Raw genomic sequence first — 25,003 nt, 5'->3', positions numbered from 1 at the left:
TCAGGAAGCCACCGCCGCGAAGCCGTTGCGCAGGTCCGCGAGAATGTCCTCGATCCCTTCGATGCCGACCGCGAGACGAACCAGACCGGGGGTGACGCCGGCGGCGAGTTGCTGCTCGGGGGTGAGCTGGGAGTGGGTGGTGGAGGCGGGGTGGATGACCAGCGAGCGTACGTCGCCGATATTGGCGACGTGGCTGTGCAGGGTCAGGGCATCGACGAAACGCTTGCCCGCGTCCACGCCGCCCGCCAGTTCGAATCCGACGATCGCGCCGACGCCCTTGGGCGCCAGCTGCTTTCCGCGTTCGTGCCACGGCGAGGTGGGCAGCCCCGCGTAGAAGACCGTGGTGACTTCCGGCCGTCCGATCAGGAATTCGGCCACCGCCTGCGCGTTCTGCACATGGCGTTCGATGCGCAGGCTCAAGGTTTCCAGGCCCTGGCTGATGAGGAAGGCGTTGAATGGGGAGATGGCCGCGCCGAGATCGCGCAGCAGTTGCACGCGGGCCTTGAGCGCGTAGGCGGGCGCGCCGAGGTCGGCGTAGACGACGCCGTGGTAGCTCGGGTCGGGTTCGGTGAAGCCGGGGAATCGTCCACCGCGCCAATCGAAGGTGCCGCCGTCGACGATCACGCCCGCGATGGCCGCGCCGTGGCCGCCCAGGTATTTGGTCGCCGAATGCACGACGATGTCGGCGCCGTGGGCCAGCGGCTGGATCAAATACGGTGTCGCGACGGTGTTGTCGACGATGAGCGGAATCCCGGACCCGTGCGCGACCTCGGCGATTCCGGGGATGTCGAGGATGTGGTTCTGGGGGTTGGACACGGTTTCTCCGTAGAACGCCTTGGTATTCGGGCGGATGGCGGCGCGCCACTGCTCGAGGTCGTCCGGGTCGTCGACGAAGCTCACCTCGATACCCAGTCGGGGCAGGGTGTACCGGAACAGGTTGTAGGTGCCGCCGTACAGGCGCGGGCTGGACACGATGTGGTCGCCCGCTCCGGCGATATTGAGAATCGCGAAGGTCTCCGCGGCCTGCCCCGAGGCCAGCAGCAGCGCCGCTACACCGTTTTCCAGGGCGGCGATGCGCTGCTCGACCGCGTCCTGGGTGGGGTTCATGATGCGGGTGTAGATATTGCCCGGCTCGGCCAGACCGAAAAGCGCCGCGGCATGGGCGGTGTCGCGGAAGGCGTAGGAGGTGGTCTGGTAGATCGGCAGTGCGCGAGCGTTGGTGGCGCCGTCGGGGCTCTGCCCGACATGGATCTGCTTGGTCTCGAAACTCCAAGTGGCGGTGGGGTCTTCGGGCAGGGCTGCTTCGGTCATCGGGGGCCTCCGGATGGTCGGGGGAGTGGGACTACTGGGTGACGAGGGTGGTGTGGACCGGCGTATGGCCGGTGCTGAGATCCAGGACCGGGCAGTGCGCGTCCACCGCACGCTGCAATTCGGCATAGCGTTCAGCGGTCTCGGGCCCGCTGATGCGGACATTGACCCGTACCGCCTGGAATCCGGCGCGGACGTTGTCGTCGAGGCCGAAGAACCCGCGCACATCCAGATCGCCCTCGGCGTCGATGGCCAGATCCTCGACCGTGATTCCCAGCCGTTGCGCCCAGAAGCGATAGGTGACCACCTGGCAGGCGATCAACGAGGCGAGATACACCTCGACCGGGTTCGGTGCGGTGCCCTCGCCGCCGAGTGCGGGCGGTTCGTCGACCCGAACCGTGTACTTGCCCAGTGCGATCGCGCTGCCCACGGTGCCCTCGGGTGTTCCCGAGGCCCGGAATACCACCTGGGCCTTGCCGGGATCCTCGGCGACGGCATGCGCGGTGGCGTCGACGATCGCATTCAACGACGTGTTCAGCTCGGTGGTCATGCCCCGTGACGGTAGGTCGTCCGCGCTGGGGCGGCGAGGTTTACAGTCGCCTCGAGCTCAAAGGAGCAACCGCTCAGCGCAATCTGCGCGGGCGGCCGTCGACGCTGCTCAGGCGGTAGCGGTCAGCGGTTTCGCACCCGGTCCCGGCGTGACCGTCACATCCTCACCCGTGGTCGCGAGGGTGTGGCCTTCGGTGCAGGTCAACGTCAATCGCACGGTTCCGCCGCAATCACGATGGTGGTAGGTCGTGGCGGGCCCGGCCTCGTCCGCGAGATGAGCGTCGCCCCACTCGTGCAGAGCGGCCAGGATCGGGAACAGCTCACGTCCGGCCGCGGTGAGGTGATATTCGTGGCGTTCTCGCTGACCGGGTGCCTGATAGGGCTGCCGCACAAGTAATCCGGCCGCTACCAGGGAGTCGAGCCGCCGCGACAGCACCGCTGCGGAGACGTCGAGGTGCCGTTGCATCTGATCGAACCGGCGCAGACCGCGAAACACCTCGCGCAGCACGACGAGAACCCAAGGGCGACCGACGATTTCGGCCGTCCGCCCGACACTGCAATTGGAGGGATCCTGTTCGCTCCAGTCCATCCCCACACCGTACCTGACTTCCAATGTGAAAGTCAGGTACGCTCATCTGACTTCACAATCGAAAGTCAGGACGAGCAATGCCACTGGTTCGAATCTCCCTGCGCGACAACCTCGACCCCGCACACCAACGCGCCATCGCCGACGCCGTCCACAACGCCCTGGTCACCACCATCGGCATCCCACCCGGCGACCGCTTCCAGGTGATCGAACCGCGCCGCCCCGCCGACCTCATCTTCGACCCCGACTACCTCGGCATCGAACGCCGCGACGTCATATTCCTCCAGATCACCCTGGTGCGCGGCCGCCCGCCCGAGCTCAAACAGCGCCTCTACCGAACGATCGCCACCGAACTGTCCGCCATCGGCGTCCGCCCCGAGGACATCGTGATCACCCTGACCGAGAACGACCGCGCCGACTGGTCGATCGGCAACGGCCACGCCCAGCTACTGGACACGGAACTGCTTGCACGCCACGGAATCTCCCCGGCCACCCCCGGGGCGGACTGACTGCTCTGCGCGCCCAGGACGGTCGCCTTGGTTCCGGCTTATGGCTGGCCAGGGCTGGCGGCGTCGTCGCCGAACAGCTTTTCCCGCATCTCGGCCGGCGTGTGACCGTAGCGTGCTCGATAGGCCTGCCGGAAGCTGCGCGTGCTGGGAAATCCTTCGTCGAAGGCAAGTCTGTCCATGTCGACGGGCAATGCGCTGCGGAGGCGTTGATGTGCCCGGTTGACGCGGACCTCACGCAATATCGCGGCTGCCGGCGGGTACCCGGCCCGTTGCAGCACTTTGTAAAGGGTGCGCTCGCCGATGCCCAGCATTTTGGCGATGGCTTCGGGGGTCACGTCGGGGTTCCTCGCGTGCTCTTCGATGAGAGTGCGTGCGCGGTAGGCCTCGACGGCACGCTTGCCGAGCGGGGCCGCCGGATACGGATTGACGACTCCGTTGAGTACCTCGATCGCGCTGCCGTAGGCGACGCTCCAGTCCACCGCCGTCCAGCCGGGGGCCCCTCCGAGCAATCGAACCTGGGCGTCGAGCATGCGCACCAACGGGCGGGTTTCATCCAGCGCGAGCGGGGCTTGTTCGGCGTGCTTCACATCCACCGAGTCCTTGTCGATGGTCATGATGAGTGCCGTGATTTCGCCCTCGTGCGTCATGAACAACGGCTGGTGCCAACGGAACAAGCCGACTTTGCCGGGATGGAAGAACTCTCTGGAATCGCCTTGCTCGAACCTGAAATGCCCCTTCAGCGGGATGAGGATCCGATAGCTCTGGTCATCGTCGTCGGTTCGGATATGGCGTCTGGTGCGCCGGTAGTCCAGCGGTGTGGTGGAGAAGGTGACGACCTGCCGTGATGGGCCGAGCCGCTGGGCGAATGCCGATGAGCGGAAACCGTCGTGGAACGTCAGGCCCACCGTTCCCTGCTTGTCCTTGAGGTATTCGTCCCAGGACCCGGCCGGATCCTTCTCGTCGGATTGGAAACCCTGCGTCTGATACTCCGCAGCGGTCATATGGAGCCCCGTTCACGATCGCCTTCCAAGCACGAACCGGGCCATGACGTTACACGGGCAGGAAACGACTCCGAACGGGCAGGAAAGTGGTCGAGCCGGGGCACCGCCGAGACCTACTGTGCGGGACAGACTTTCGCGAGTCTCCACAGCCGGCACCGGAGGGGAGTCCACGATCGCCACCGTGGGCGACTACGTGGACCAGGTGTTCGACAGTCCGACACGTCGGATTCGCATGAGAGATCCCGCGGTCCGGCATCGGCCGGGCCGCGGGATGCGGTGGACCGAGCTCAGGAGCGCGGGAAGGTGCCATCCTGCCAGTCGGCATGATCTTGCCAGGCTCGGATGTAGTCGGGGGAGAAGATCGGCCCGGGCAGCACCGGGGTAGCGAACGCGGCAACCATGGTGGGCAGGTGAGCGATCAGGGTCGCCTGATGGCGGTGCAGCTCGGCGACGACCAGCGTCAGCCGCGTGCCGGCGAGATGGTGGTGGGCGATGTACCAGGCCGCGTGCCTCTGAACGATGGCCAAGGCGTAGGCGGCCGCCGCGGCGGTAGCCAGTTTCATCGCTGTCGGATCGGTTGACTGGTTGGCTTCTGCGAAAAGTGCGGTGGCGGCGAGCCGTTCGGCGGTGGCGGTGGCCAAAGCGATGGCCGCGGAGTCCGGTCCTGCCGCCACACCCGACGCGCGGAAGGTGCCGTTGTGCACGTCATCGGCGATCGCGCGTTCTCGCACGGCCAGCAGTTCGATGTACCAGGGCAGCCGTTCCGGTGTGCCGGGAAAGGCCAGCGCGGTCAGATCGTGGCCCCGCTTGCCGGCGGTGACCTGCAGGATCTGGTTCTCGCCTTCGGCGGTGATGATGGCCTCGAGGTTCCCGATCCAGTCGAGCAAGTGGTTGACCCGCAGCGCCCCCTGGGCGGCGGTGCGGCGGCGGCACACGGTCAGGACCCGCTCGGCGGTATCGGAGAGCAGGGGTTTGGCCAACATCGACCACAGCCCGGACACGGGGTCGGAAGGAGCTGTGCCGGTGCGCAGTTCGCGGATGCGGCGCCCGAGCACGCTGGCCGCGTACACCTCGGCGAGCGCCGAGACCGCTTGGCTCTGTACGGCGTCGCGGTCGGCCATCAAGGTGCCGGAGCCGGGACGGCGTTGATAGGCGTAGTTGACCAGTCCTGCCAGGGCGGCGCGGGCGCTGGCGATCGCCGCATTGGCCAGGTCGAGCCGGCCGTTGCCCAGTACGGCGACGGCGGCATGGAATCGGTGCCGGGCCGGCAGCGCACAGCGGAAGGTGCCGTCGGCGTCGAACCTGGCCCAGTCGCCGCCGAGAAGCGCGTCGCGGGGGAGCGCGACGTTGTCGAATCGCACCATGGCATGGTCCATCGGTGCGGAGGATTTGTCGGGCAGCCGGACGATGTCGACACCGTCGGTGACGCCGGCCGCGGTGCGCAGCCGGAGCAGGAAGGGCAGGACGCCTTCGTCGCGGCCGTCGATGAGCAGGCGCGCGGTCACCACCGCCGTCTTGGGGACATGCGGGTCGGCGACGTTGGGCATGAATTTCACGGCGGCCGCGCACGGCGTGGTGAGTCGGAATCCACCCGTTTCCGGATCGAAGGTCGCGGTGGTCTGCTGGTCGGCGCCGTTGGTGCCACCGAGTTCGGTCAGCATGAGCACGCCCAACGCGGCGGCGGTGTCGAGTTCGTCGAGGCATTGCCGCTGGTAGTCCGAGCCGTTGCCCAAGGCGAGGATTGCGCCGATGGCGAGGTCGAAGTGTCCGGTCAAGATGAGCAGCAGTCGTGGCGCTGCGATCTGCGCCCAATCGCACAGCGCGCCACGCAATTGTGTGTCGCCGGCGATCTCACGTGCCGGTAGCCCGAGTTCGGCGATCACCGCCCGCAGCAGTTCGGGCGCTGATTCGGTCTGTTCGGCGTAAGTGAATCCCGAGCGGGGCAGATCGGCCAGGGCGACGACGATATCGCGGACTCGCAACTGCAGTTCGGTGTGTGCTCCGAAGATCAACTCCCGCAGTGCGTCCGCGGTCGCGACCTCGGTGACAACCGGTCGCGGGCGGATGGGAGAGGTCTTCGGGGACAGGTCTTCGATTGTCATGGGGTAACCACTTCCGTGCCGACGGTCCACGTCGTTCCGGCGGCGCAGCTTGTGGTTGCGCGCCCGATGGCCTGGTGGATCGTGTTCCTACACAAAGCGTCTCGTCCGGATGGCCGTACCGGGCGAGCGCGAGTTTCAGTGCAACCCTCCTGTCGGGATCGTGAGCGGGGGAGAAGGCGGGAAATTGATCGGGAAGGCGGCCAGCGCGCGATGGAACGGTCCCGGTCGCCAGGTCAGCTGTTCGGCGGGCATTGCCAGCCGCAATTCGGGCAGGGCGTCGAAGAGCTGGTCGATGGCTTCCTGCACGATCATGACCGAGGCGATCCGGGCTTGCCCCGGGCAGGCGTGCGGGCCGGCGCTCCAGGCCAGATTCCAGCCGTTGCGGGCGTATTCGCCGTTGTTCATCTCCGGGTCGTTGCTGCACGCCGCCATGCTGATGATCACCGGCTGAGTGGCCGGCAGCCATACGTTGTCGACGAGGATCGGGTGCCGGGGGTAGGACAGGCAATAGTTCGCCAACGGTGGATCGGTGGCGAGGATTTCATCGATCGCGTCGGCGGTAGGCGGGGCGAATCCGGCTTCGTTGGGTGCGAAGCGGGAGTCGGTCAGCATGAGCAGCAAGGTGTTGGCGATGAGATTCTGCGGGATCTCCACACCGGCCGAGTAGTGGGTCACCAGCTGGTGGATCATCTCGTCGTCGGTGAGCTCCGCCGGATGCATGACCAGTCGCGTGGTGACGTCTTCCGCGGGGCTCTGGCGTTTGAGGTGGGTGAGTTCGAGCAGCGCGCCGTTGAGCATGGCGTTGACCGTGGCGGTGTCGACGCCCTCGAACATCGCCGCGCTGGCTCGCGCCACCCGTTCCCCGATGTGCGCGGGGCAACCGAGCAGCCGGTTGATCATCGAAAACACCAGCGGCAGTATGTATTGGCTGATCAGCTCGGCGTGCCCGTCGCCGCAGAAGGTGTTGATCAACGGGATGGCGACCTGTTCGACTTCCGATCGCAGCCGGTGCGGGTCCAGACCGGCGAGCGCGTCGGTTGTCGCGGTCCGGTACCGCTTGTGCGCGCCTCCGTCCGACCGCAGCGCGTTGGGACGCCACTCCACCATCGGCAGGAAGTCGAGATCCGGCGGGACGGTCGCTTGCCAGCCGCGCGGATCGGCGGGGAAGTGATCGGGATCGTTCAGGATGCGGACCGCCGTGCGGTACTTGATGACCAGTGTCGCGGGCACCCCGGGCGCCAACTCGATCGGCACCAGAGACCCGTAGTCCCGACGCATACGCCGGTAGGCGGTATGGGGGTCGGCCGCGAACTCCGGTGCGTACAGCGGGATTCGCGGTCCGAGATGTTCGACCGGTACCGGCATCTCGTCGGTCCGGCCGGCCGGGGCCTGAGGTGAACTCACCTGTATGTCATCTCCTTAGGATGCTGGCAGCGGAAGCGAGGGTGAACAGGCCGCCGGGACTCGAGGGCAGCATGATTGGGCTGATGGCGTGCGGGCGCTCGACCTACGGTCGGTGCTGTGTCATTGCCGCCGATGTGCCACGGCCCAGCGTATGCATTTGCCCTGCAACCTGATCCAGCTCCCGGTACCTCCAGAACCGGAGCCTCAGAAATCGCTGGTTAGGGGCACCGGGACCACGGCGGCTACTTCAAGAATCACCAAATCTCCATTGCCGTAACGTGTCTCGATAACGGCATAATGATACGTGGCAACCCTGCGCCCCGCAGATTAACCAAGCTCGTCAACCTTGGGGACTCGACGGGTTCACGTGCAGGCCACCCCAGGGTTGCCAACGGCATGCCGGGCCGGTAGCTATCCGTTCAGCTCAGGCAACTCTTCGCCAGCGGGGCAACCGATTACCATCCAAGGCGATTCGAGCACGACGGAGAGGTGTCGCCGGGTGGGTAGCAGGGGGGTGCGCAGGCATCGGATGGAGATCGCCGACGCCGAGGGTGAGTTCGCCGGCATGCGAGCGGAGATCGAGGAGCATCTCGATCGAGTCGAGGCCCATCCGCGGCGGATGAGCAGCGTGCTGGAGGCGGCGTTGTGGCTGGCGGGGCTGCGGTCGGCGGTGGATCCGGGTGCGTGCATGGCTGAGACCTGGGAAGCGTTCGAACTGGTGATGGACGCGTCCTCGGCGATCTTCGAGGTGGCAGTCGCTGCCGAAGGGGTGGTTCGGGCGCGGATCGGGGAGCGCAGCTTTTCGATTGCGGCCGGGGCGACAGCTGGTTACGCGGATGCGGGTAACTGGGCGACGGCGTTCTATTTCGCGGTGATATGCCGCGATCAGGAGCGGTTGGCGATGCTGTCGCAGGTTCCGATCGAGTTGTTGCGTGCTACCGGAGCGGAGTTCGACGGCTACATCTACCACTGGGTGGATGCGTTGCAGCAGTATTGGCGGGAAGAGGCCGGGCTCGTCGAGGCGTTACGGTCGGCATTGGAAGGGGCCGACCCGGAGAAGGCGGGGATCGGGTCGCCGGAGCTGATGCTCGAGATCCTCTACCCGCCGATCAACCTGTTCTACCGGTTCCTCGCCGAGGACCTCGGCGAGTTCAACGCCGGGCTGGTGCAAGCGCTGGAATCGCATGACCGGTACTGGAATTCGGACGAGCACGGGCGTCGACACTCTCGTATCGGAATGGTTGCTGCCGGTCCGCTCGCCATGGCTTGCCTGGCGTGTGACGCGGGGCTCGCGATCGAAGTGAAGTCCGAGTACTTGCCGCAGCGGATCCTGAACCGCCTCTGACCATCGTCACCAGTGCTGCCAATGCAGCACCTGCTCGCGCGGAACGCGGACCGCCGGTTTGAAATCGGTGCCGATCGTGAAGGCGAGCGGCAGGAACGCGGCCAGCATGATGTCGTCGTAGGGGACGCCGAGGACCGCGGACAGTTCGCGTTCCAGGGGCGCCTGGGCGGTGGTCCATACCGTGCCCAGGCCGCGTGCGCGGGCGGCGAGCATGAAGCTCCAGACGGCCGGGAGGATGGAACCCCAGGTGCCGGACTGGATTTCGACGGAGGAGCGATCGGTGCGGCCTTCCACCGCCGGAATGACGAACGCCGGCACCCGGTGGATGTTGTCGGCCAGATAGCGCAGGCCGTCGAAGACGCGAGCGGTGCTCCCGGAATCAAAATGCATGCGGCGCAAGTCGTTTGCGGTGAGCGGCGCGGATTCGCCGATCGTGAGCGCGCGGCGGAAGATATCGGCGACCTCGCGGCGCTGCGCGGCCTCGGTGACAGCCAGGAAGTGCCAGCGCTGCCGATTACGCCCGGTAGGAGCCTGCGTCGCGAGGTCGACACATTCCTCGATGAGCCCGAGCGGCACCGGTCGGCTGAAGTCGAGGCGGCGGCGGACGGCGCGCGTGGTGGACAGCAACTCGTCCGGAGTGAGGTCGAGGGTCATGGCAGCTCCTGAAGCCCAGCGGTTTTCCCGTGATTGTCTGCCCGAAAATCATCTGTGCGCAGACGATCTGACCGTAGATCGCAATATCATCTGCTGTCAAACAATCTGGGCACAGACGATTTGATAGAGTGGCCGGCAAGAACGAGGAGGACCATGCCGCCCGCCGAACCCAACTATTTCCCCGCACTCGCCGCCGAACGACCCGATATCGCCCTCTGCCGAGCATCCACCCTGGTAGCGCGCGCCGCGGAAACACACGCCGCCGCAACGCAATTGGGCGTAGGCCAGCACCTTGTCCTGAAAATGCTCACCGAGGTAGGCGCATGCTCACAACAAACCCTGAGCGCCGAACTGCGAATCGATCGCAGCGTAATGGTCAACCTCTGCGACGACCTGGAGCGCTCGGGCTACGTACAGCGCGAAAGGAATCCACGCGACCGCCGCTCATACGCGGTGACCGTCACCGCAGCCGGCAAGCGCCGCCTACGCACAGCCGAAGCCGCAGTCCCGTCCTTCCTGGACGAAACCTTCGCCGCACTCACCACCGACGAGCGGGCACAACTCACCACGCTCCTGGGCAAACTGCTGTCGCCCGAATCGCGCTGATGATGATCAAACGTCAGGCATGGCCTATTGCATCATCTGGGTGCCGTCTCGGCGGGCGATGAGTAGTTCAGCGATCCGGTGAGGCTGCTCGACCGCGGTGCACTGCGTCAGCGAGTCGGCGAGGACATCGATCGCATTCCGGGGGAGTTCCTCGAGGTCGATGAGGGGGAGCAGTAGGAGCAGCTGGCGGGCCTGGCATGGTCCGGTGTTCGCCGCGTCGGCGGCTGCCGCCTGGTCCCATGAAAGGACCTGCCCTGCACCGTCTTGGGTACTGGCCACGGTTCTGGGACGAGTCGCTGCCGGGTCGTGGAATACGAGATCGATGGCGATGTCGTCAGGGATTGTGCGGTAGACGATGTCGATTCGCGGGCCGGAGGGCAGCGTCACGGTGAAGACCGGCCAGTCCTCGGAGGCGTAGATCGCCTTGTCGAAAGCTTCGGCGTCGTCCCAGTCGGGGCCGATCAGCAGCTCCTGTACGCCGATGTCGTGAAAGAACGAGCCCAGGTAGGAGATCCAGAACAGGTGCTCCTCCAGCAGTTCGGGGTGCCAGCTGTAGGGCCCGCCGCCGTAGCCGCGGATCTGGTCGTCGGGGCAGGCTTGGATCATAGTGTTCGAGCCGAATCCTCCGTGCTGGTCCGCGCTTTCGGTGCACGGAAGCGATTCTGCATAGCCGAGTCCTGCCCGCGCGAGGTTGGCGAGGTGGTCAATTGCTGCGGGTTTTGGGTTTGACGCAGATCTGGCGGTAGCCGGCGAGTTGGGAGTCGATGTCGTAGACGACCGGGTCGCCGTAGGTGGCGCCAGGAACCGTGTTGCAGTCGGCGCCGCGGAGTCCGTCAACGGAGACGAGTTGCTAGACCACGACGTAGTTGGCCGCGGAGTCCGAGCAGGCAACCCTTTTGGCGCTCTTGCTGAATTCCCCGTTGTTGCCTCCTTCGGCGTGCAGGCACTCACCGGGTTGGGCTGTGAACGGATCGGGATTGAGCGCGGTCGGCGCGGAGTCGTCACCGCTCGAGGTGAGCAAGAGGGTTCCGCCGATTCCGGCCGCAGCACCGAGCACGGCCACCGCGGCGAAAGCGAGAAACAGCACCATCCGACGCGGGCGACGGACCGCTGGCGGAGGGAATCCGCTGGGAATATCTTGCCGCATAACAGTTTCCGATGGATGACCATAGGGCCCCGGCGGTGGCTGCTGGTGCGGATACGTCACGACGATTCCCCTCCCGATACGGACGGGGCGCGGATGCGCCGCACCGTCAGCCCCCTATTTCATGATCACAGTAGCAACCGATACGGGCAGCTCGCGAAAACCGTCTCCGGGCAAGAGGCGTTACGGTGCCGGCGGGTAGACGGGGTTGTTCTGTGGCGCGCCGTAGGGGCCGGTGGGCGCGGTGCCGGGATGCTGCGGGTAGCCCTGCGGCGAGGCGATTACGTGGATTGTTTGCGCAGGTGTTCGACCAGGGAGGCGACCAGCGGCAGGTGAGGGACGTCGGAAGCTTTGGTCACGATCGGCGTCCACTTGCCGCGGCGGAAGAAGGCGATGAAGTGCGGTTCGAGTTTCACCTCCGTGATGTCGGACCAGGCGAGGGTGTTCTTGGTGGTGTGCAGTTGCCGGGCATCGAGGCGCAGATGGCCGAAGGTCAGCACCTCACCGGATGCCAAGGCGGCGAGTGCTTCGCCGAGGTCGGTGTAGCGCGGTGCGTTCGGATCGGGTCGTGGATTCGAAGTGGCTGAGCGCGTGGAGGATTCCGTGCCGGCGGCGTCGTCGGTGGAGCGCAGCCCGCCCACGATGCCCGCACCGCCGAGCACGACGAACAGGGTGCCGAGTCCGCCGGTCCACCAGGCGGTGCTGCGTTTGTCGGCGTCTTCCTCCGCGGCGCTGTAGACGCGGCCGCCCCCGTTGGGGTTGGAGCGGTGCTCGCAGGTGTCGCTGGCGCGCATGGTCTCTCGACCGCATTGCCCCGTTTCGTCGAGGACGCTGTAGCAGACGAAGAACAGCCCCGCGCCCAGCAACAGGGCGACGATGCCACCGAAGATCAAGCTGCCTTTGTCCGATCGTGTTTCTGCCACAGCGGCGTCGCACCCCTTGTAATCGATTGGCCGGGTTCGTATCTGCTTCGGCGTCCAGCCGTGAGCCCCCGCGAACACGATCGCACACGCGCCGTGGCGTGGCGACAGGACTGCACGACGTCGGCGGTTCCCGGCTGGATGCTCGAGTGATGAGTCGATCTAACAGCCTTGTACGGTCGCGTCGCGTAGCAGTGTGACGACGTCAGCGATCCGGCCGTTTGTGTGCAGTGCGGTGAGCTGTCGCTGGGCACCGTTGCCGTCGCGGAGTACTTGGGCGAGGGAGTCGGTGACCAGTTCGGTTGCGCCGAGTTCGTCCAGGGCCGGGTGGAGGTGGGTGACGAGGCGGGTGAGCATTTCCGGTGCTGCGACTACGCGTCGTTCGATGGGGTCGAGGGCGTTGCCGTCCAGGCCGAAGCGGGCGGCGTTCCAGTAGGCGGCGCGGAGTACCTCGTCGGGGATTGTGGGTGCGGGGCGGTTGTGTGCGAGGGATTCGAGGGCTGTGATGGCGGTGGCTCGGATCAGGGTTGCGAGCAGGGCCGTCTCGGCAACGGTGGCGGGTATGTCGCTGACGCGGATCTCCAGGGTCGGGAATGATTCGGAGGGGCGGATATCCCAATAGACCATCTTGCGGTCCAGGATGCAGCCGCTGGCGACCATCATCTCGACCATTGCGTCGTAGTCGGCCTCGGATTCGAAGTACGGGGGTGGTCCGGCGCTCGGCCAGCGCCGCCACAGAACGCTGCGCCAGCTGGCGTATCCGGTTTCGGTGCCGCGGTAGATCGGTGAGTTGGCGGTGAGGGCCAGGTAGGTCGGTAGCCAGGCGCGCACGTAGTTGCTGACCTGGAGGGCGGTTTCGCGGTCCGGCATGCCGACGTGGACGTGACATCCGCACAGGCCCTGTTCGTGGGCCAGCATGCCGAAGGTGTCGCTGATGCGGCGGTATCGAGGCGTGTCGGTGACCGGGAAATCCTGTGGCACCGTGGGCGGTATCGCCACGGCGAGCAGTTGGGCGTCGTTTTGCCGGGCGCATTCGGCGACGTCGCGGCGTAACGATCCCAACTCATCGAGTAGCTTCTCGATTTCCGTGTGGACGCTGGTGCTTGTTTCGACCTGGCATCGGGTCAATTCCAGCTGTAGCTCCACACCGGCGTCCGCGGCCGTTCGAGCTACCGCGGTGTTCTTGGCCACGGGCATTCCGGTACCCGGGTCGGTGAGCAGGAACTCCTCTTCGACACCCACCGTGACAGCGTGCGCATCCATACCGGCCGAAATGCCCGGAGCGGACCGTGGCAAACATCTGGTCACAAGATGTGGCGGACGACGACACGGGTGTCGGGGAAGAACGAAATGGCTGGGTTTGCTGGCTAGGCTTTCCGGATGAGCAGCTGGATCGTCGAGGGTAGCGCGGTCGACGATCAGGATGTGGTCCACCTGATCGTGGACATCCACGACAGCGGTGATTGGCGGCTGCGCTGCACCGGAGGGCCGGCCCAGCCGGAGCCGGCGCCCGGGCGGGCACGTTGCCTGCGGTGCGCGCTCAAAGCCGCCGAAGCGTTCCGGCTCGGGGAACAGCCGCTGCATGTGGTGAAAGAGTGGATGCGGGTAGACCATACGGCGTTTCCCCGGGCGGCGATGGCGCCTATGCCTGTGCCGCAACGTCGTTCGAGGTCGGCGGTAGCCGATGAGCCGGACGGTAGCCCGAACGCCGAGCTGGTGCTCGATCTGACGGATCCGGACTTGCGCTACGTCATGACCGACGCGTTGTCGAGATGGGCGGCGCTGCAGCGACGCAAGGCCCGCGCCGAAGCCGACGGAGACCTGACCGATACCCGCAACCGTTGGGCGGATCTCGCCGACGCGGTCCGTATCCGTGCCGAGATCGTCGCCGACGGCGACTGAAGTGGGCGCCTTCGCCGGTCAGAAATCGTCGGCGCAGCCGCAGGAACCCCCGGTCCGCAGTTCGGCCGGAAGGCGGATGACGCCCGGCTGGGGCATATCGCCTTCTATCTGTGCGAGAAGCAAATTCACTGCCAGCTCGCCCATCCGGCGAGTCGGTTGCACCATCGTGGTCAGTCCGGGCCGGGTGTATCGGGAGTATTCGATGCCGTCGAAAGCGATGACGGCCAGATCGTCGGGGACACGCAGACCGGCATCGTAGGCGGCGCGCAGCATGCCCATCGCTTGCAGGTCGCTGGTGACGAACACGGCGGTCGGTGGCTGTGGCGTGTCGATCAATTCGGTGAGCGCCCGGTAGCCGGCGGCGCCGCCGAAGTCGGTGCGGACTATCGGCCCTTCGGGTAATCCGGCCGCGGCCAAAGCGTTTCGATAACCCTGCACGCGTTCTTCGGCGGTGGATACATGTGGCCCGCTCAGGCAGGCGATGCGCCGGTGACCGTGGCCGATCAGATGCGCCACGGCTTCCTCCGCACCGGCGACCGAATCGCAGAGCACATGGGCGCACCGTGCCGGGTCGATGATGCGGTCCAGGGCGACCAGCGTCATGCCCGCCTGCTCACAGGCATCGGCGATGCCGGTCTCCCAGGCCGAAGAAATCGCCAGCAGCCCTTCGACCCGCCGGTCGATGAACGAGCGCACGTAGGCCTGTTCGCGATCGGGGTCCCCGGCGGCATTGCCCACGAACAGCGGATATCCCCGGGCGAAAGCGGCCGCTTCGATCACCGCGGCGAGTTCGGCGAAGAACGGATTCGCCCCGTCGGGTATGACCAGGCCGAGCGCGTGCCCCCGATTGGTGCGCAGGCTGCGCGCGGACACATTGGGCCGGTAGCCGAGTTCGGCGATGGCGGCTTCGATGCGCGCCCTCGTCGCGGGGGCGACCTGGCGTGGCCCGCCATTGAGCACGTAGCTGACCAGCGCGGGCGATGTGCCCGCCAGCCGGGCCACGTCGGCCCGTGTGACTGCCATCGAGTTGTCTCCTTGTCGCGCAACGTTTATCCAAGCATCGATCCCGCCGATGGACCGAATGGGCCTTGACAGAGCATGACCCACGTCACACACTACTGGTCAACTCGTGTTGATCAACACGAGTTGATACTACGGAACAGATGAGGTCGTTCACCGATGCACGCACGATTTCGCCGAGCGCTCATACCTTTTGCCCTGATCACCACGGTCGCCGCCCTGGCCACCGGTTGCGGCCGGGGCGCGGACTCCGAGGCCGGGGGCTTCAAGATCGCGATCGTCACCCGCAACTTCACCAACCCCTACTGGGCGGCCCTGCGCGACGGCGCGCTGGCCGAGGGCGACAAGCGCGGCGTGAAGGTCGTCGTGCAGGCCGGGCAGTCCGAGACCGACGCCGACGGCGAGAACGCCCAGATCTCCACCATGGCCGCACAGGGTTACGACTGCTTCGGCGTGGTCCCGGTCAACGGCACGAATGTCATCACGCCCTTGAGTGCGGTCGCGCGCAAGAACATTCCGATTCTCAACCTGGACACCCAGATCGATCCGAAAGCCTCCGCGGCGGCGGGCGTCTCGTATGCCAGTTTCATCGGTTCGGACAATCTCGATGCCGGCCGGATCGCGGGCCAGAAGATGCTGGAAGGTCTGGGCGGCAGCGGGAAAGTCGCGATCCTGCAGGGGATCGCCGGTGAACAGAACGGCATCAACCGCGATCAGGGCTTCACCGAGACCGTGGCGGGCAAGCTCGAGATCGTCCAGAAGGTGCCCGCCGACTACGAGCAGGACAAGGGCCTGCAGGTGACCGAGGCGATTCTGCGCGCGCATCCCGACATCACCGGCATCTTCGCCGCCAACGACACCATGGGACTCGGTGCGGCACAGGCGATCAAGAACGCCGGCAAGTCCGGTCAGATCAAGGTCATCTCGGTCGATGGCATCCAGGCCGCGCTCGAAGCGGTCAAATCCGGCAGCCTCTACGGCACGGTGACCCAGTACCCCTACGCCGAAGGCCAGCTGGCCGTCCAGAGTTGCCTGGCGCGGCAGCAGGGCAAGGAACTGCCGGCCCGCGTGGTCGCACCGATCGCCTTCATCGGCAAAGACAATGTCGAACAGCAGATTTCGGCGTTCCCGCGCCCGATCGTCACCTTCGACAATCCGATCGAAGGGCTGCTGACGAAGTGATCGCCACCGCAGGCGGCGTCCCAGCCGCTCCCCGGGAACGCGCGGGTCGCACGGAGATCCTGTCCAGGATCGCGGAATACGCGGCGCCGCTGGCGTTGGTGGTGCTGTGGGTGGCGTTCTTCATCGCCACCCCGTACTTCCTGACGCTGGACAATATCGGCGACCTGCTGGTCGCTTCGACCATTCTGACCGTGCTGGCGCTGGGACAGCAGTTCGCCATCACCGCCGGCGGGATCGACCTGTCGGTCGGGGCCAATCTGCCTTGGGCCGCAGCGCTTCTCGGGTATCTCACCACTCACGGGTACGCGCTGCCGATCGGGATCGCCGCCGCGATTCTCGGCGGGCTGGCCGTCGGCGTGATCAACGGGGTGCTTGTCGGCCGCTTCGGGATGACCGATTTCGTGGCGACCCTCGGCATGTTGAGCGTGCTCAGCGGCATCACCCTGCTGCTGACCCACGGCAATACCGCGGCGGTGAACTCGCGGTTCCTGCAACGGCTCGCCCTCGACGGCGTCGGGCCGGTGCGCTGGTTCTGGCTGCTGGCGCTGCTGGCGGCCCTGGTCGCGGCGGGCATCATCTTCCGCACCCGGATCGGCACCCATCTGCTCGCGACCGGCGGCCGGCTGGAAGCCGCGCGCGATACCGGCATCGCGGTCAACCGGATTCGCTTGTTCGCCTACGCCATGTCCGGCCTGCTGTGCGGGATCGCGGGCGTGATGCTGGTGGCCCGCAACGGCGGCGCGGATCCCTCGCTGCAGACCACCTATCTGCTCAGCTCCATCGCGGCCGTGGTGCTCGGCGGCTCCTCACTGGCGGGCGGTAAGGCATCGGTGCTCGGAACCGTGTGCGGCGCGGTGCTTTTCACCTCGCTCGTCAACGGATTCACCATTCTGGGCATCTCGCAGTACTACCAGCCGGTCGCGGTCGGCGCGGTCCTGCTGCTCGCCGCGGGCATCTCCCGATTCCGAAAGTAGGTCAGGCCATGACGATTCCACTGCTGGAGGCCCGGGATCTCACCAAATCCTTCGATTCGGTGCGGGCGCTGTCCGGGGTGAGCCTGAGCATTCCGGAAGGCGAGGTTACGGCGCTGGTCGGCGACAACGGCGCAGGCAAGTCGACCCTGGTGCGGTGCCTCACCGGCGTGCAGTCGCCCGATACCGGGCAGATACTCTTCCGCGGCGAGCCGGTCCAGCTGCGCTCGCCGGAGCACGCCCGGCGCATGGGCATCGAGACCGTCTATCAGGATCTGGCGCTCATCGATGATCTGACCGTGTGGCAGAACCTGTTTCTCAACCGGGAGCTGGTCTATCCACTCGGCATCGTGCGCCGCCGGGCGATGATCGAGCGCAGCGGTGAGATCCTGCGCGATCTGGATGTGGATGTGCCGTCGGTGCGCACCACCGTGCGCAGGATGAGCGGTGGGCAGCGGCAGAGCATCGCTATCGCGCGGGCGGTGGCGTGGGGCAAGTCCATGGTGATCATGGATGAGCCGACCGCCGCGCTGGGTGTGCGTGAAACCGCCGCGGTGGAGCGGCTGGTGCGTGGGCTGCGCGAGCGGGGCGTCACCGTGCTCATCATCAGTCACGACCTCGGCCAGGTCATGCGCATCTGCGACAACGTGGTGGTGTTGCGGCGTGGCCGGACGGTGGCCGCGCACCGTATCGACGAGGTGGATGGCGACCGGTTGGTCGCGCTGATCACCGGCGCCGCGCCCGGCAATCTCGACGTCGGTGTGGAGGCGGCCTCGTGAGTGTGGTCGTGCTTGGGTCGGTCAATCACGACGTGGTGTGCGAAGTGGAGCGACTGCCCGGCCCGGGGGAGACGATCCTCGCGGCCGCGACGCGAACCAATCTGGGCGGAAAAGGGTCCAATCAGGCGGTGGCCGCGGCGAAGGCCGGCGCGTCGGTCGAGTTCGTGGCCAGGATCGGCGAGGATCCCGACCCCGCGCTGCGGAAATCGCTGTGTGAGTACAGCGTCGGGCTCGAAGCGGTCGTGGAAGTCCCCGGCACTCGCACCGGGACCGCGTACATCACCGTCGCGGCGGGAGAGAACCAGATCGTCGTCGATCCCGGCGCGAACTTCCGGTGGGAGAGCGATGCCGAGCTCGACCGCTCCGTGGCTGCCGAGCAGATCGCGGCGGCCGAGGTCGTCGTGGCGCAACTGGAAGTACCGATACGGGTGGTGCGGTGGGCGGCACGGCACGCGCGCCGGTTCATTCTCAATGCCGCGCCCGCCACCGACCTGCCCGCCGACCTGCTGCGTCGATGTGATCCGTTGATAGTCAACGAATCAGAGCTCGCCGCAGTGACCGGTCACCCGATAACGACACCACAGGAAGCCTGCGTTCAGGCCCGTAACCTGTGCTTGAACGGTGTGCCCGCGGTGGTGGCCACGCTCGGTGCCGCCGGAGCCGTCTGGGCGCGTCGTGACGGCTCGGCGGCCGTGGCCGCGGGGTATCAGCCCGCGCCCCGGATCGACTCGGCCGATTCCACCGGCGCCGGTGACGCCTTCGTGGGCGCGCTCGCCACCGTGCTCGCCGATGGCGCCGACCTCCCCTCCGGGGTGGCTTTCGCGACCGCCGCTGCCGCGCTCGCGGTGCAGTCGCCCGGCACCCACGCCGCCTACCCCTCCCGCGACCAGATCATCGCCACGCTCCCCGCCGTTCCACCGGCCCGCGACCCGCACTGATCTGCCCTGCTCACAAAGGATTTCGACAATTGCGTACCTCCGGAATCATCCACGCCGGACTCCTGTCCGCGCTCACCGCCCTGCGGCACACCGACCTTTTCGCGGTCAGCGATTCCGGCCTCCCGGTACCCGTCGGCGTACCGGTCATCGATCTCGGAATCAGTTATGGATTACCGCGATTCGAGCCGGTGCTCGACGCCATTCTGAGCGAGGTCACCGTAGAGGCGGCATGGGGCAGTCGCGACGTGACCGAGCACAACCCCGCGACCGCGACGCTGCTGAGCGAACGCTTGCCGATGGAGTTGCTCGACCACTCCGACTTCAAGGCTCGAATCGCCGACTGCCGCTTCGTGGTCCGTACCGGCGAGGCGCTGCCGTATGCGAACGTTCTTTTGCGCGCGGGAGTGCCCTGGCTGTGAGGCCCGGGATCGAATTGTTCTAGCGTGCAGCGTCTTTCGCGTGGTCCGGGGGGCCTAGTGCCTGTCCCGCGTAGCCTGAAATGACTTAGTTCAGTATCTGAACAAATGGAGATGCAGATGTTGACGCCGACTCCTGCGGACAAGTTCTCGTTCGGTTTGTGGACCGTGGGCTGGCGGGGGAGGGACCCGTTCGGGGAGGCCACCCGGCCCGAGCTGGACGCTGTGGAGGCAGTGCATCGGCTGGCCGAACTCGGGGCCTACGGCCTCAGCTTCCATGACGATGATCTGTTCCCGTTCGGGGCGTCCGCCAGTGAACGACAGCGGCGCATCGACCGATTGCGCAAGGCGCTGGCCGACACCGGGATGGTGGTGCCGATGGTCACCACGAACCTGTTCACCCACCCGGTGTTCAAGGATGGCGGATTCACCAGCAACGACCGGGATGTGCGCCGGTTCGCGCTGCGCAAGGTACTGCACAATGTGGAGCTGGCCGCCGAACTTGGTGCGAGAACCTATGTGCTGTGGGGCGGTCGCGAAGGCGCGGAATACGACAGCGCCAAGGATGTGCGCGCGGCACTGGACCGCTACCGCGAAAGCGTCGATCTGCTCACCGAATTCGTGGTCGATCGCGGCTACGACCTGCGGTTCGCGATCGAACCCAAACCCAACGAGCCGCGCGGCGACATCCTGCTGCCGACCGTGGGCCACGCGCTCGCGTTCATCACCACCCTGGCCCATCCGGAATTGGTGGGCGTCAACCCCGAAGTGGGACACGAGCAGATGGCGGGTTTGAACTTCGCCCACGGGATCGCGCAGGCACTGTGGCAGGGCAAACTGTTCCACATCGACCTGAACGGCCAGCGCAGCATCAAATACGACCAGGACCTGGTGTTCGGGCACGGCGACCTGATGAATGCCTTCAGCCTGGTCGATCTGCTGGAGAACGGCGGCCCGGACGGAACACCCGCCTACGACGGCCCCCGCCATTTCGACTACAAACCATCCCGGACCGAAGACCCTGCGGGCGTGTGGGATTCGGCAGCCGCGAATATGCGCACCTACCTATTGCTGAAGGACCGCGCCCGCGCGTTTCGCGCGGACCCCGAAGTGCGACAGGCCCTGTCGCAGGCCGGAGTCGATGACCTGCGCACCCCGACACTCGCCGCGGGCGAGGGGTACGCGGAGTTGCTGGCCGATCCGGAAGCGGCCGATTTCGATCCGGATCGCGCCGGAGAACGTGGATACGGTTTCGTCCGGTTGAACCAGCTGGCACTGGAACATCTGCTGGGCGCACGGTGAGCCTGCCGACCGGGCCCGCACACCTGCGGCAGGTGCGCAGCGGAAACATGCAGGCGCTGCTGCTCGCCGTGCTCGACGGCCCGGCCTCGCGCGCCGAACTCGCCCAGCGCACGGGCCTGACCAAGGCCACGGTGGCCAGTCTGGTGGAACCGCTACTGCGGCATCGGATCCTGGCCGAGGATCCCGTGGTCAACACCGGTCGCGGGCGGCCGTCACGGCCCGTGCGATTCTCCGACACGGCTCCAGTGGCGATCGGCGCGGAAATCAACGTGTGTCATCTCGCTGTCAGCGTCCAGCGGCTGGACGGGTCCACCGTGGCCGAGCGGCGCACCGAAATGGACAACCGTCATCGTGACGCCGACGACCTGATCGAACGACTGACCGCGCTGGTCCGCGCCGCCATCACCGAATCGGATGGGACATTGCTGGGCGTCGGGCTGGCCGTGCCCGGCATCGTGCAGGACGAGACGGTCGTGCACGCACCGAACATCCCCGGCCTCACCGGGATTCGGCTCGGCGAGCACCTGGCCGCCGCACTCGGCCAGCCCACCGTGCCGATGGACAACGAGGCCAATCTCGCCGCACTAGCCCACGTGTGGCCGCACCGCTCGGCCGGTGACGACTTCGTCTACGTCTCGGGCGATATCGGCATAGGCGCAGGAATCGTCCTGGGCGGCAACCTGTTTCGCGGTCGCAGTGGCTTCGCCGGAGAACTCGGCCACGTCGTCATCGAACGCGGTGGCCGCCCCTGCCCCTGCGGCGGACACGGCTGCGTCGAGCAATACGCCGGCCTGCAAGCGATCTTCGCCGCCGTCGGCGCCCCCGGACTCCAAGCCCTGCACACCGCCTTGCGCCAGGGCGACCGCCGCACCCGATCCGCCGTCAACTGCGCCGGCTCGGCCCTGGGCACCGCACTCACCTCCCTGATCAATATCTGCGATGTCGCCACCGTCGTACTCGGCGGCAGCTACGCAACCTTCTTCGACGACCTAGCCCCCGGCGTACGCGCCGAACTCGGCACCGGCGTCCTCGCCGCCGCCCGCCGCCCCGTCACACTCACCGCATCCCCGCTAGGCCCCAGCGCAGCCGCCCGCGGCGCGGCGGCCCTCATCACCCGCCGTGCCTACCACGAACCCGAACTCCTGCTGGCCACCGACGTCGCTGGTAGTTACCAATTCCCTTGATTCACAGCACTACTCATTTGATTCGATTATTCGGTCCGCTGCGATCGCTGACCGGCGCGATCGGCCCGGTTGCGCGTGGCGGCCATCAGCAGGGCGTAGAGGCCGCCGGCGACGAGGCTGCCTGAGAGCCAGGAGAAGTCGGTGTTGCCGAGGATTCGGGCGAGGGGGCCTTGCATGGCGGGGACCAGGCCGTATTGCCAGCTCCAGCTGGCGATCAGCCCGGCGGCCAGGCTGAGCAGGCCGGGGATGTTGTAGCGGGCGTAGGCGGATGCGGTGGGGTCGCGGTAGAGGTCGGGGATGGACAGGGTGCGGCGGCGGATCAGGAAGTAGTCGACCAGCAGGATGGCCATCCAGGGGCTGATCCACATGAGGATGGAGACCATCCAATTGTCGAAGGCGTGGGCGAAGCTGTCGGAGTTGATGAAGATGGCGAGGACCAGCGCGGCGATCACACCGGCGAAGAGGGTGATCTTCCAGCGCGCCACCCGGATTCCGATGGTCAGGGCCGCGAGCGAGCACGAGTAGAGGTTGAGGATGTTGGTGGCGATCGGGCCGTGCATGATCAGCAGCAGTACCGGGATCGCCAGCGCGCCGAAGGTTCCGACGACCAGCGCGGAGGGGTCCGCGCTGCCGCCCGCGCTGGCCAGGCAGGCGCCCAGCGCGGCCAGCCACACCGTGGGCACGTACATGCCGGCCGCGGAGGCCCAGAACACGGTGCGGGAGCGCAGCTGCGGGCGGGCGAAGCGGCTGTAGTCGGCGGCGTACGGGATCCAGGTCAGGCCCCAGCCGATGCCGATGGCGGTGACGAGCTGGGTAGCGGCGGTGAGCTTTTCGGCGGGCGTGTCGGCGGTGGCGGTTGACCAGTCCAGGTGGGTGCGCGCCAGAGCCACCACGGTCATCACCAGCATGACGGCGATGGTCAGCGGCACGGAGTACTTCTCGAACGCGCGGATCGCGTAGAAGCCGTACAGTGCGAGACCAAGCTGCACCCCCATGATGACTACCGCCACCAGGATTTTCAGGCCCAGTCCGCCATGGATGCCGAGTTGGTCGAGGACGGCCAGTACTAGGTCGAGCACCACCCAGGTGTTCACGCCCACCCAGGCCATGGTGAGCAGCCCTTGCACCAGGGCGGGTAGTGCCGCGCCCCTGATGCCGAAGGCCGAGCGGCCCAGCACCATCTGATTGACGGCGGTGCGGTGGCCGATCACGTTGAACAGGCCGAAGATCGCGCAGCCGAACAGGTTTCCGATCACGACGACGAGCAGGGTCTCGAGCAGGCTGAGCCCGAGGGTGATGCCGAGCGCGCCCAGTACCCAGTTGATCGGGGCGATATTGGCGCCGCACCAGATCCAGAACAGTTCCCAGGGCGAGCAATCGCGTTCCTGGTCGGGGATGGGCAGCACACCGTGTTCGTCGAAGCGGACACCGGTCTCGGCCGGGGTGGTGACTTCGGCGGTGCCGGGCGGGTGAGAAGTGGACATAGCCGCGCTCCATTCGTAGTGAGGTACCTCATAAAAGCAGCGGAAATGCCGAGAGTGGGATGGGTATTCATCCACCAATGGCGGGCTGTCGCTGTACATTCGGCTAGATGTTGACCATCTGCCGATTGGTGGCGGATCCCGCTCTCGGGCTGCGCGTGGTGACCCCCGAACTCGTCGAGGCGCTGGACGCGGAGATCCATTGGCTGCACACCACCGAGCTCGCCGATCCATCGCCGTATGTGCGCACGGGCGAACTGGTGCTGACCAATGGCCTGTGGCAATCGCAGGTCTCGTCCGATCGCTTCGTGGCCGCGGTGGCCCGCGCGGGTGCGGCCGGACTGGTATTCGGGCTCACGGCGCAAACTCCCGCCCTGCCCGAAGAGCTGGTGGCACTGTGTCTTTCACACGGGCTGCCGCTGGTCGAATTGTGTATCGGCGTGCCGTTCGCGGCGCTCACCCGGGCTGCCGCGCGGATCCAGAACGAGGTGCTGCAGGCCGAGCTGACCGCGACGGTGCAGCGTGGTGACGCGCTGGCCACGGCGCTCTCGCGAGGCAGCGGCGCGGCGGGTGTGCTCGAAATCCTGCGTGGTGAAACGGAATTGCCGCTGCTGGTGGTCGACCGCAAGGGCCGTCGGCTGGCCTCGATCGGCTGCGAGCCGACCGATGAGCAGGTGCGTTTGGCTGCGGCCGCGCTCAATCGCACCCCGCCGCCCCTGGAAGTAGATCTTCTCGGCAATGGCCCGGCGGCGCTGTATCTGGTGGAAGGTGCGATGGGGGAGATCGACGCCGGCCTGTACTGCCTCGAGCCCGCCGCGACGCTGGCCGTCGCCGACCGGGAAGCGCTCGCGCAGGCGGCGAAATTCCTGAGTTTGGAAGTCACCAAACAGCAGGCGGTGCATGCGATCGAAGCGCGTTTCGCCGCCGAATTGCTGGAGATGATCCTGTCCGGCCCGCGCAGCAGCGGGGAAGTGGTGCGGCGTTTGCGCGCCTATGGTGTGCCGCCGGATCGGCCCTTGGGGGTGCTGGTGTCGGCGCCGGAGTCGGGCTCGGGCGCGCAGGCGCAGCCCGACGATATCGCGCACGCCGTCGGCGCGTTCTTCGCCGCGCACGGCATTCCGGCGTTCACTGCGGCGGGCAGCCGGGATGTGGTGTCGGTCTGCCTGTGGGAACGTTCGGCCGAGGACCTGACCCGCTTCGCTCGCGACCTGTCGGCGGAAACCGGCAGGCGCACGGCCGCCGAGCGGGTCGTGATCGGCATCGGCGACATCGCCTCGGCAGCGGGACTGCGTGATTCGCTGGTTCGCGCCCGCGAGGTCTGTCAGGTGCTACGCGCGCAGCGCACCCCCGACGTGGCGACCTTCGCCGATATCGCCACCTTCCGCATGCTGCTGGGCCTGCTCGACGACCAAGTGCGGCAACGCTTCTCGGACCAGGTGCTGGGCACGGTCCGCGAGCACGACGCGCGGGCTCACACCGATCTGGAACACACCCTGCGGACCTTCCTGGCTCACGACGGCCAATGGGCGGTCACTGCCGCGGCCCTGCACGTGCACGTCAATACGCTGCGTAATCGCATGTCCCGCATCGCCGAACTGACCGGCCGCAACGTCGGGCGGCTCGAGGACACCATCGACCTGTATCTGGCGCTGGTGGCGGATTGACCGAGAGCTCCGCATCGTCGCCGGTGCGGAGCTCTC

25 protein-coding genes are annotated in these 25,003 nt (G+C 66.8%); 12 read left to right on the top strand and 13 right to left on the bottom strand.

Annotated features, from left to right (window positions below):
* From NY1_RS15005 to NY1_RS14995, 3 genes are all read right to left on the bottom strand, one after another.
* A complete protein-coding gene (locus NY1_RS15005; protein WP_067712748.1) occupies positions 1-1,311 on the bottom strand; it encodes a bifunctional o-acetylhomoserine/o-acetylserine sulfhydrylase in 1,311 nt (436 codons plus the stop codon).
* A 31-nt stretch (positions 1,312-1,342) separates the two neighbouring features.
* Positions 1,343-1,858: an OsmC family protein gene (locus NY1_RS15000; protein ID WP_067712745.1), complete on the bottom strand. Its 516-nt coding sequence runs from the start codon at positions 1,856-1,858 to the stop codon at positions 1,343-1,345.
* A gap of 108 nt (positions 1,859-1,966) precedes the next feature.
* On the bottom strand, positions 1,967-2,446 hold the full coding sequence (locus NY1_RS14995; RefSeq protein ID WP_067712741.1) for a winged helix-turn-helix transcriptional regulator: 480 nt from the start codon (positions 2,444-2,446) through the stop codon (positions 1,967-1,969).
* 77 nt (positions 2,447-2,523) lie between these two features.
* Between NY1_RS14995 and NY1_RS14990 the strand changes: the two genes are divergently transcribed.
* Complete coding sequence (locus NY1_RS14990) at positions 2,524-2,952, top strand: tautomerase family protein (RefSeq protein ID WP_067712738.1); 429 nt, start codon at positions 2,524-2,526, stop codon at positions 2,950-2,952.
* 38 nt (positions 2,953-2,990) lie between these two features.
* Here the strand turns inward: NY1_RS14990 and NY1_RS14985 are convergent, their stop codons facing one another.
* The 3 genes from NY1_RS14985 to NY1_RS14975 form a co-directional block, all read right to left on the bottom strand.
* Positions 2,991-3,953 carry a helix-turn-helix domain-containing protein gene (locus tag NY1_RS14985; protein WP_067712736.1) on the bottom strand — a complete coding sequence of 321 codons (963 nt, stop codon included), beginning with the start codon at positions 3,951-3,953 and terminating at the stop codon, positions 2,991-2,993.
* A 287-nt stretch (positions 3,954-4,240) separates the two neighbouring features.
* Positions 4,241-6,055, bottom strand: coding sequence for an acyl-CoA dehydrogenase family protein (locus tag NY1_RS14980; protein WP_067712733.1), 1,815 nt, complete (start codon positions 6,053-6,055; stop codon positions 4,241-4,243).
* A 135-nt stretch (positions 6,056-6,190) separates the two neighbouring features.
* Positions 6,191-7,420: a cytochrome P450 family protein gene (locus NY1_RS14975; RefSeq protein WP_067712731.1), complete on the bottom strand. Its 1,230-nt coding sequence runs from the start codon at positions 7,418-7,420 to the stop codon at positions 6,191-6,193.
* A 568-nt stretch (positions 7,421-7,988) separates the two neighbouring features.
* Between NY1_RS14975 and NY1_RS14970 the strand changes: the two genes are divergently transcribed.
* Positions 7,989-8,804 carry an immunity 49 family protein gene (locus NY1_RS14970; protein WP_067713535.1) on the top strand — a complete coding sequence of 272 codons (816 nt, stop codon included), beginning with the start codon at positions 7,989-7,991 and terminating at the stop codon, positions 8,802-8,804.
* 6 nt (positions 8,805-8,810) lie between these two features.
* Here NY1_RS14970 and NY1_RS14965 read toward each other — a convergent pair whose 3' ends face one another.
* The gene (locus tag NY1_RS14965) at positions 8,811-9,458 is read right to left on the bottom strand and encodes a nitroreductase family protein (protein ID WP_067712728.1); all 648 of its coding nucleotides are present in this window, start codon (positions 9,456-9,458) and stop codon (positions 8,811-8,813) included.
* 153 nt (positions 9,459-9,611) lie between these two features.
* Here NY1_RS14965 and NY1_RS14960 point away from each other — a divergent pair, with 153 nt between their 5' ends.
* Positions 9,612-10,064, top strand: a complete 453-nt coding sequence (locus tag NY1_RS14960) for a MarR family winged helix-turn-helix transcriptional regulator (protein ID WP_067712725.1) — start codon at positions 9,612-9,614, stop codon at positions 10,062-10,064.
* 24 nt (positions 10,065-10,088) lie between these two features.
* Here the strand turns inward: NY1_RS14960 and NY1_RS14955 are convergent, their stop codons facing one another.
* The 4 genes from NY1_RS14955 to NY1_RS14940 all read right to left on the bottom strand — a co-directional run bounded on the left by NY1_RS14955 (position 10,089) and on the right by NY1_RS14940 (position 13,391).
* A complete protein-coding gene (locus NY1_RS14955) occupies positions 10,089-10,670 on the bottom strand; it encodes a hypothetical protein (RefSeq protein ID WP_067712722.1) in 582 nt (193 codons plus the stop codon).
* Between the two features lie 244 nt (positions 10,671-10,914).
* Positions 10,915-11,154 carry a hypothetical protein gene (locus NY1_RS14950; protein WP_067712719.1) on the bottom strand — a complete coding sequence of 80 codons (240 nt, stop codon included), beginning with the start codon at positions 11,152-11,154 and terminating at the stop codon, positions 10,915-10,917.
* A 335-nt stretch (positions 11,155-11,489) separates the two neighbouring features.
* Positions 11,490-12,131 carry a DUF6585 family protein gene (locus NY1_RS14945; protein ID WP_157762247.1) on the bottom strand — a complete coding sequence of 214 codons (642 nt, stop codon included), beginning with the start codon at positions 12,129-12,131 and terminating at the stop codon, positions 11,490-11,492.
* A 159-nt stretch (positions 12,132-12,290) separates the two neighbouring features.
* Positions 12,291-13,391: a carboxylate-amine ligase gene (locus NY1_RS14940; protein ID WP_067712716.1), complete on the bottom strand. Its 1,101-nt coding sequence runs from the start codon at positions 13,389-13,391 to the stop codon at positions 12,291-12,293.
* 117 nt (positions 13,392-13,508) lie between these two features.
* Here NY1_RS14940 and NY1_RS14935 point away from each other — a divergent pair, with 117 nt between their 5' ends.
* Positions 13,509-14,030, top strand: coding sequence for a hypothetical protein (locus NY1_RS14935; protein WP_067712715.1), 522 nt, complete (start codon positions 13,509-13,511; stop codon positions 14,028-14,030).
* 18 nt (positions 14,031-14,048) lie between these two features.
* On the opposite strand, the gene NY1_RS14930 is transcribed toward NY1_RS14935, so the two are convergent.
* Positions 14,049-15,053, bottom strand: coding sequence for a LacI family DNA-binding transcriptional regulator (locus NY1_RS14930; protein ID WP_067712712.1), 1,005 nt, complete (start codon positions 15,051-15,053; stop codon positions 14,049-14,051).
* A gap of 156 nt (positions 15,054-15,209) precedes the next feature.
* Between NY1_RS14930 and NY1_RS14925 the strand changes: the two genes are divergently transcribed.
* The 7 genes from NY1_RS14925 (at position 15,210) to NY1_RS14895 (ending at position 21,822) form a co-directional block, all read left to right on the top strand.
* Positions 15,210-16,232, top strand: a complete 1,023-nt coding sequence (locus NY1_RS14925; protein WP_067712710.1) for a sugar ABC transporter substrate-binding protein — start codon at positions 15,210-15,212, stop codon at positions 16,230-16,232.
* On the top strand, positions 16,229-17,206 hold the full coding sequence (locus NY1_RS14920) for an ABC transporter permease (protein ID WP_233434338.1): 978 nt from the start codon (positions 16,229-16,231) through the stop codon (positions 17,204-17,206). The genes NY1_RS14925 and NY1_RS14920 overlap by 4 nt, the downstream gene beginning before the upstream one ends.
* A gap of 8 nt (positions 17,207-17,214) precedes the next feature.
* Positions 17,215-17,982 carry an ATP-binding cassette domain-containing protein gene (locus NY1_RS14915; protein WP_067712708.1) on the top strand — a complete coding sequence of 256 codons (768 nt, stop codon included), beginning with the start codon at positions 17,215-17,217 and terminating at the stop codon, positions 17,980-17,982.
* Positions 17,979-18,920: a ribokinase gene (locus NY1_RS14910; RefSeq protein ID WP_067712705.1), complete on the top strand. Its 942-nt coding sequence runs from the start codon at positions 17,979-17,981 to the stop codon at positions 18,918-18,920. The genes NY1_RS14915 and NY1_RS14910 overlap by 4 nt, the downstream gene beginning before the upstream one ends.
* A gap of 29 nt (positions 18,921-18,949) precedes the next feature.
* The gene (rbsD, locus tag NY1_RS14905) at positions 18,950-19,339 is read left to right on the top strand and encodes a D-ribose pyranase (protein ID WP_067712702.1); all 390 of its coding nucleotides are present in this window, start codon (positions 18,950-18,952) and stop codon (positions 19,337-19,339) included.
* 105 nt (positions 19,340-19,444) lie between these two features.
* Positions 19,445-20,638 carry a xylose isomerase gene (gene xylA / locus NY1_RS14900; protein ID WP_233434337.1) on the top strand — a complete coding sequence of 398 codons (1,194 nt, stop codon included), beginning with the start codon at positions 19,445-19,447 and terminating at the stop codon, positions 20,636-20,638.
* On the top strand, positions 20,635-21,822 hold the full coding sequence (locus NY1_RS14895) for an ROK family protein (protein WP_084534982.1): 1,188 nt from the start codon (positions 20,635-20,637) through the stop codon (positions 21,820-21,822). Before xylA ends, NY1_RS14895 begins: the two co-directional genes overlap by 4 nt.
* A gap of 26 nt (positions 21,823-21,848) precedes the next feature.
* Here NY1_RS14895 and NY1_RS14890 read toward each other — a convergent pair whose 3' ends face one another.
* Positions 21,849-23,306: a cytosine permease gene (locus NY1_RS14890; protein ID WP_067712700.1), complete on the bottom strand. Its 1,458-nt coding sequence runs from the start codon at positions 23,304-23,306 to the stop codon at positions 21,849-21,851.
* A 107-nt stretch (positions 23,307-23,413) separates the two neighbouring features.
* On the opposite strand from NY1_RS14890, the gene NY1_RS14885 reads away from it, so the two are divergent.
* On the top strand, positions 23,414-24,967 hold the full coding sequence (locus tag NY1_RS14885; RefSeq protein ID WP_067712697.1) for a helix-turn-helix domain-containing protein: 1,554 nt from the start codon (positions 23,414-23,416) through the stop codon (positions 24,965-24,967).
* The last annotated feature ends 36 nt before the right edge of the window (positions 24,968-25,003 follow it).

This window comes from Nocardia yamanashiensis NBRC 100130 (assembly GCF_001613325.1).
Taxonomy (GTDB): Bacteria; Actinomycetota; Actinomycetes; order Mycobacteriales; family Mycobacteriaceae; genus Nocardia; species Nocardia yamanashiensis.
Note: the sequence above shows the minus strand (reverse complement) of the source record. Positions and strands in the feature narration are given on the sequence as shown.

Bases quoted from the DNA above. Each gene is read 5' to 3' on its own strand.
- NY1_RS14965 (WP_067712728.1), bottom strand. From the start codon at position 9,458: ATGACCCTCGACCTCACTCCGGACGAGTTGCTGTCCACCACGCGCGCC.
- NY1_RS14970 (WP_067713535.1), top strand. From the start codon at position 7,989: ATGGAGATCGCCGACGCCGAGGGTGAGTTCGCCGGCATGCGAGCGGAG.
- xylA (WP_233434337.1), top strand. From the start codon at position 19,445: ATGGAGATGCAGATGTTGACGCCGACTCCTGCGGACAAGTTCTCGTTC.
- NY1_RS15005 (WP_067712748.1), bottom strand. From the start codon at position 1,311: ATGACCGAAGCAGCCCTGCCCGAAGACCCCACCGCCACTTGGAGTTTC.
- NY1_RS14925 (WP_067712710.1), top strand. From the start codon at position 15,210: ATGCACGCACGATTTCGCCGAGCGCTCATACCTTTTGCCCTGATCACC.
- NY1_RS14955 (WP_067712722.1), bottom strand. From the start codon at position 10,670: ATGATCCAAGCCTGCCCCGACGACCAGATCCGCGGCTACGGCGGCGGG.
- NY1_RS14930 (WP_067712712.1), bottom strand. From the start codon at position 15,053: ATGGCAGTCACACGGGCCGACGTGGCCCGGCTGGCGGGCACATCGCCC.
- NY1_RS15000 (WP_067712745.1), bottom strand. From the start codon at position 1,858: ATGACCACCGAGCTGAACACGTCGTTGAATGCGATCGTCGACGCCACC.
- NY1_RS14915 (WP_067712708.1), top strand. From the start codon at position 17,215: ATGACGATTCCACTGCTGGAGGCCCGGGATCTCACCAAATCCTTCGAT.
- NY1_RS14980 (WP_067712733.1), bottom strand. From the start codon at position 6,055: ATGACAATCGAAGACCTGTCCCCGAAGACCTCTCCCATCCGCCCGCGA.
- NY1_RS14890 (WP_067712700.1), bottom strand. From the start codon at position 23,306: ATGTCCACTTCTCACCCGCCCGGCACCGCCGAAGTCACCACCCCGGCC.
- NY1_RS14935 (WP_067712715.1), top strand. From the start codon at position 13,509: ATGAGCAGCTGGATCGTCGAGGGTAGCGCGGTCGACGATCAGGATGTG.
- NY1_RS14985 (WP_067712736.1), bottom strand. From the start codon at position 3,953: ATGACCGCTGCGGAGTATCAGACGCAGGGTTTCCAATCCGACGAGAAG.
- NY1_RS14995 (WP_067712741.1), bottom strand. From the start codon at position 2,446: ATGGACTGGAGCGAACAGGATCCCTCCAATTGCAGTGTCGGGCGGACG.
- NY1_RS14975 (WP_067712731.1), bottom strand. From the start codon at position 7,420: ATGCCGGTACCGGTCGAACATCTCGGACCGCGAATCCCGCTGTACGCA.
- NY1_RS14960 (WP_067712725.1), top strand. From the start codon at position 9,612: ATGCCGCCCGCCGAACCCAACTATTTCCCCGCACTCGCCGCCGAACGA.
- NY1_RS14940 (WP_067712716.1), bottom strand. From the start codon at position 13,391: ATGGATGCGCACGCTGTCACGGTGGGTGTCGAAGAGGAGTTCCTGCTC.
- NY1_RS14990 (WP_067712738.1), top strand. From the start codon at position 2,524: ATGCCACTGGTTCGAATCTCCCTGCGCGACAACCTCGACCCCGCACAC.
- NY1_RS14950 (WP_067712719.1), bottom strand. From the start codon at position 11,154: ATGGTGCTGTTTCTCGCTTTCGCCGCGGTGGCCGTGCTCGGTGCTGCG.
- NY1_RS14885 (WP_067712697.1), top strand. From the start codon at position 23,414: ATGTTGACCATCTGCCGATTGGTGGCGGATCCCGCTCTCGGGCTGCGC.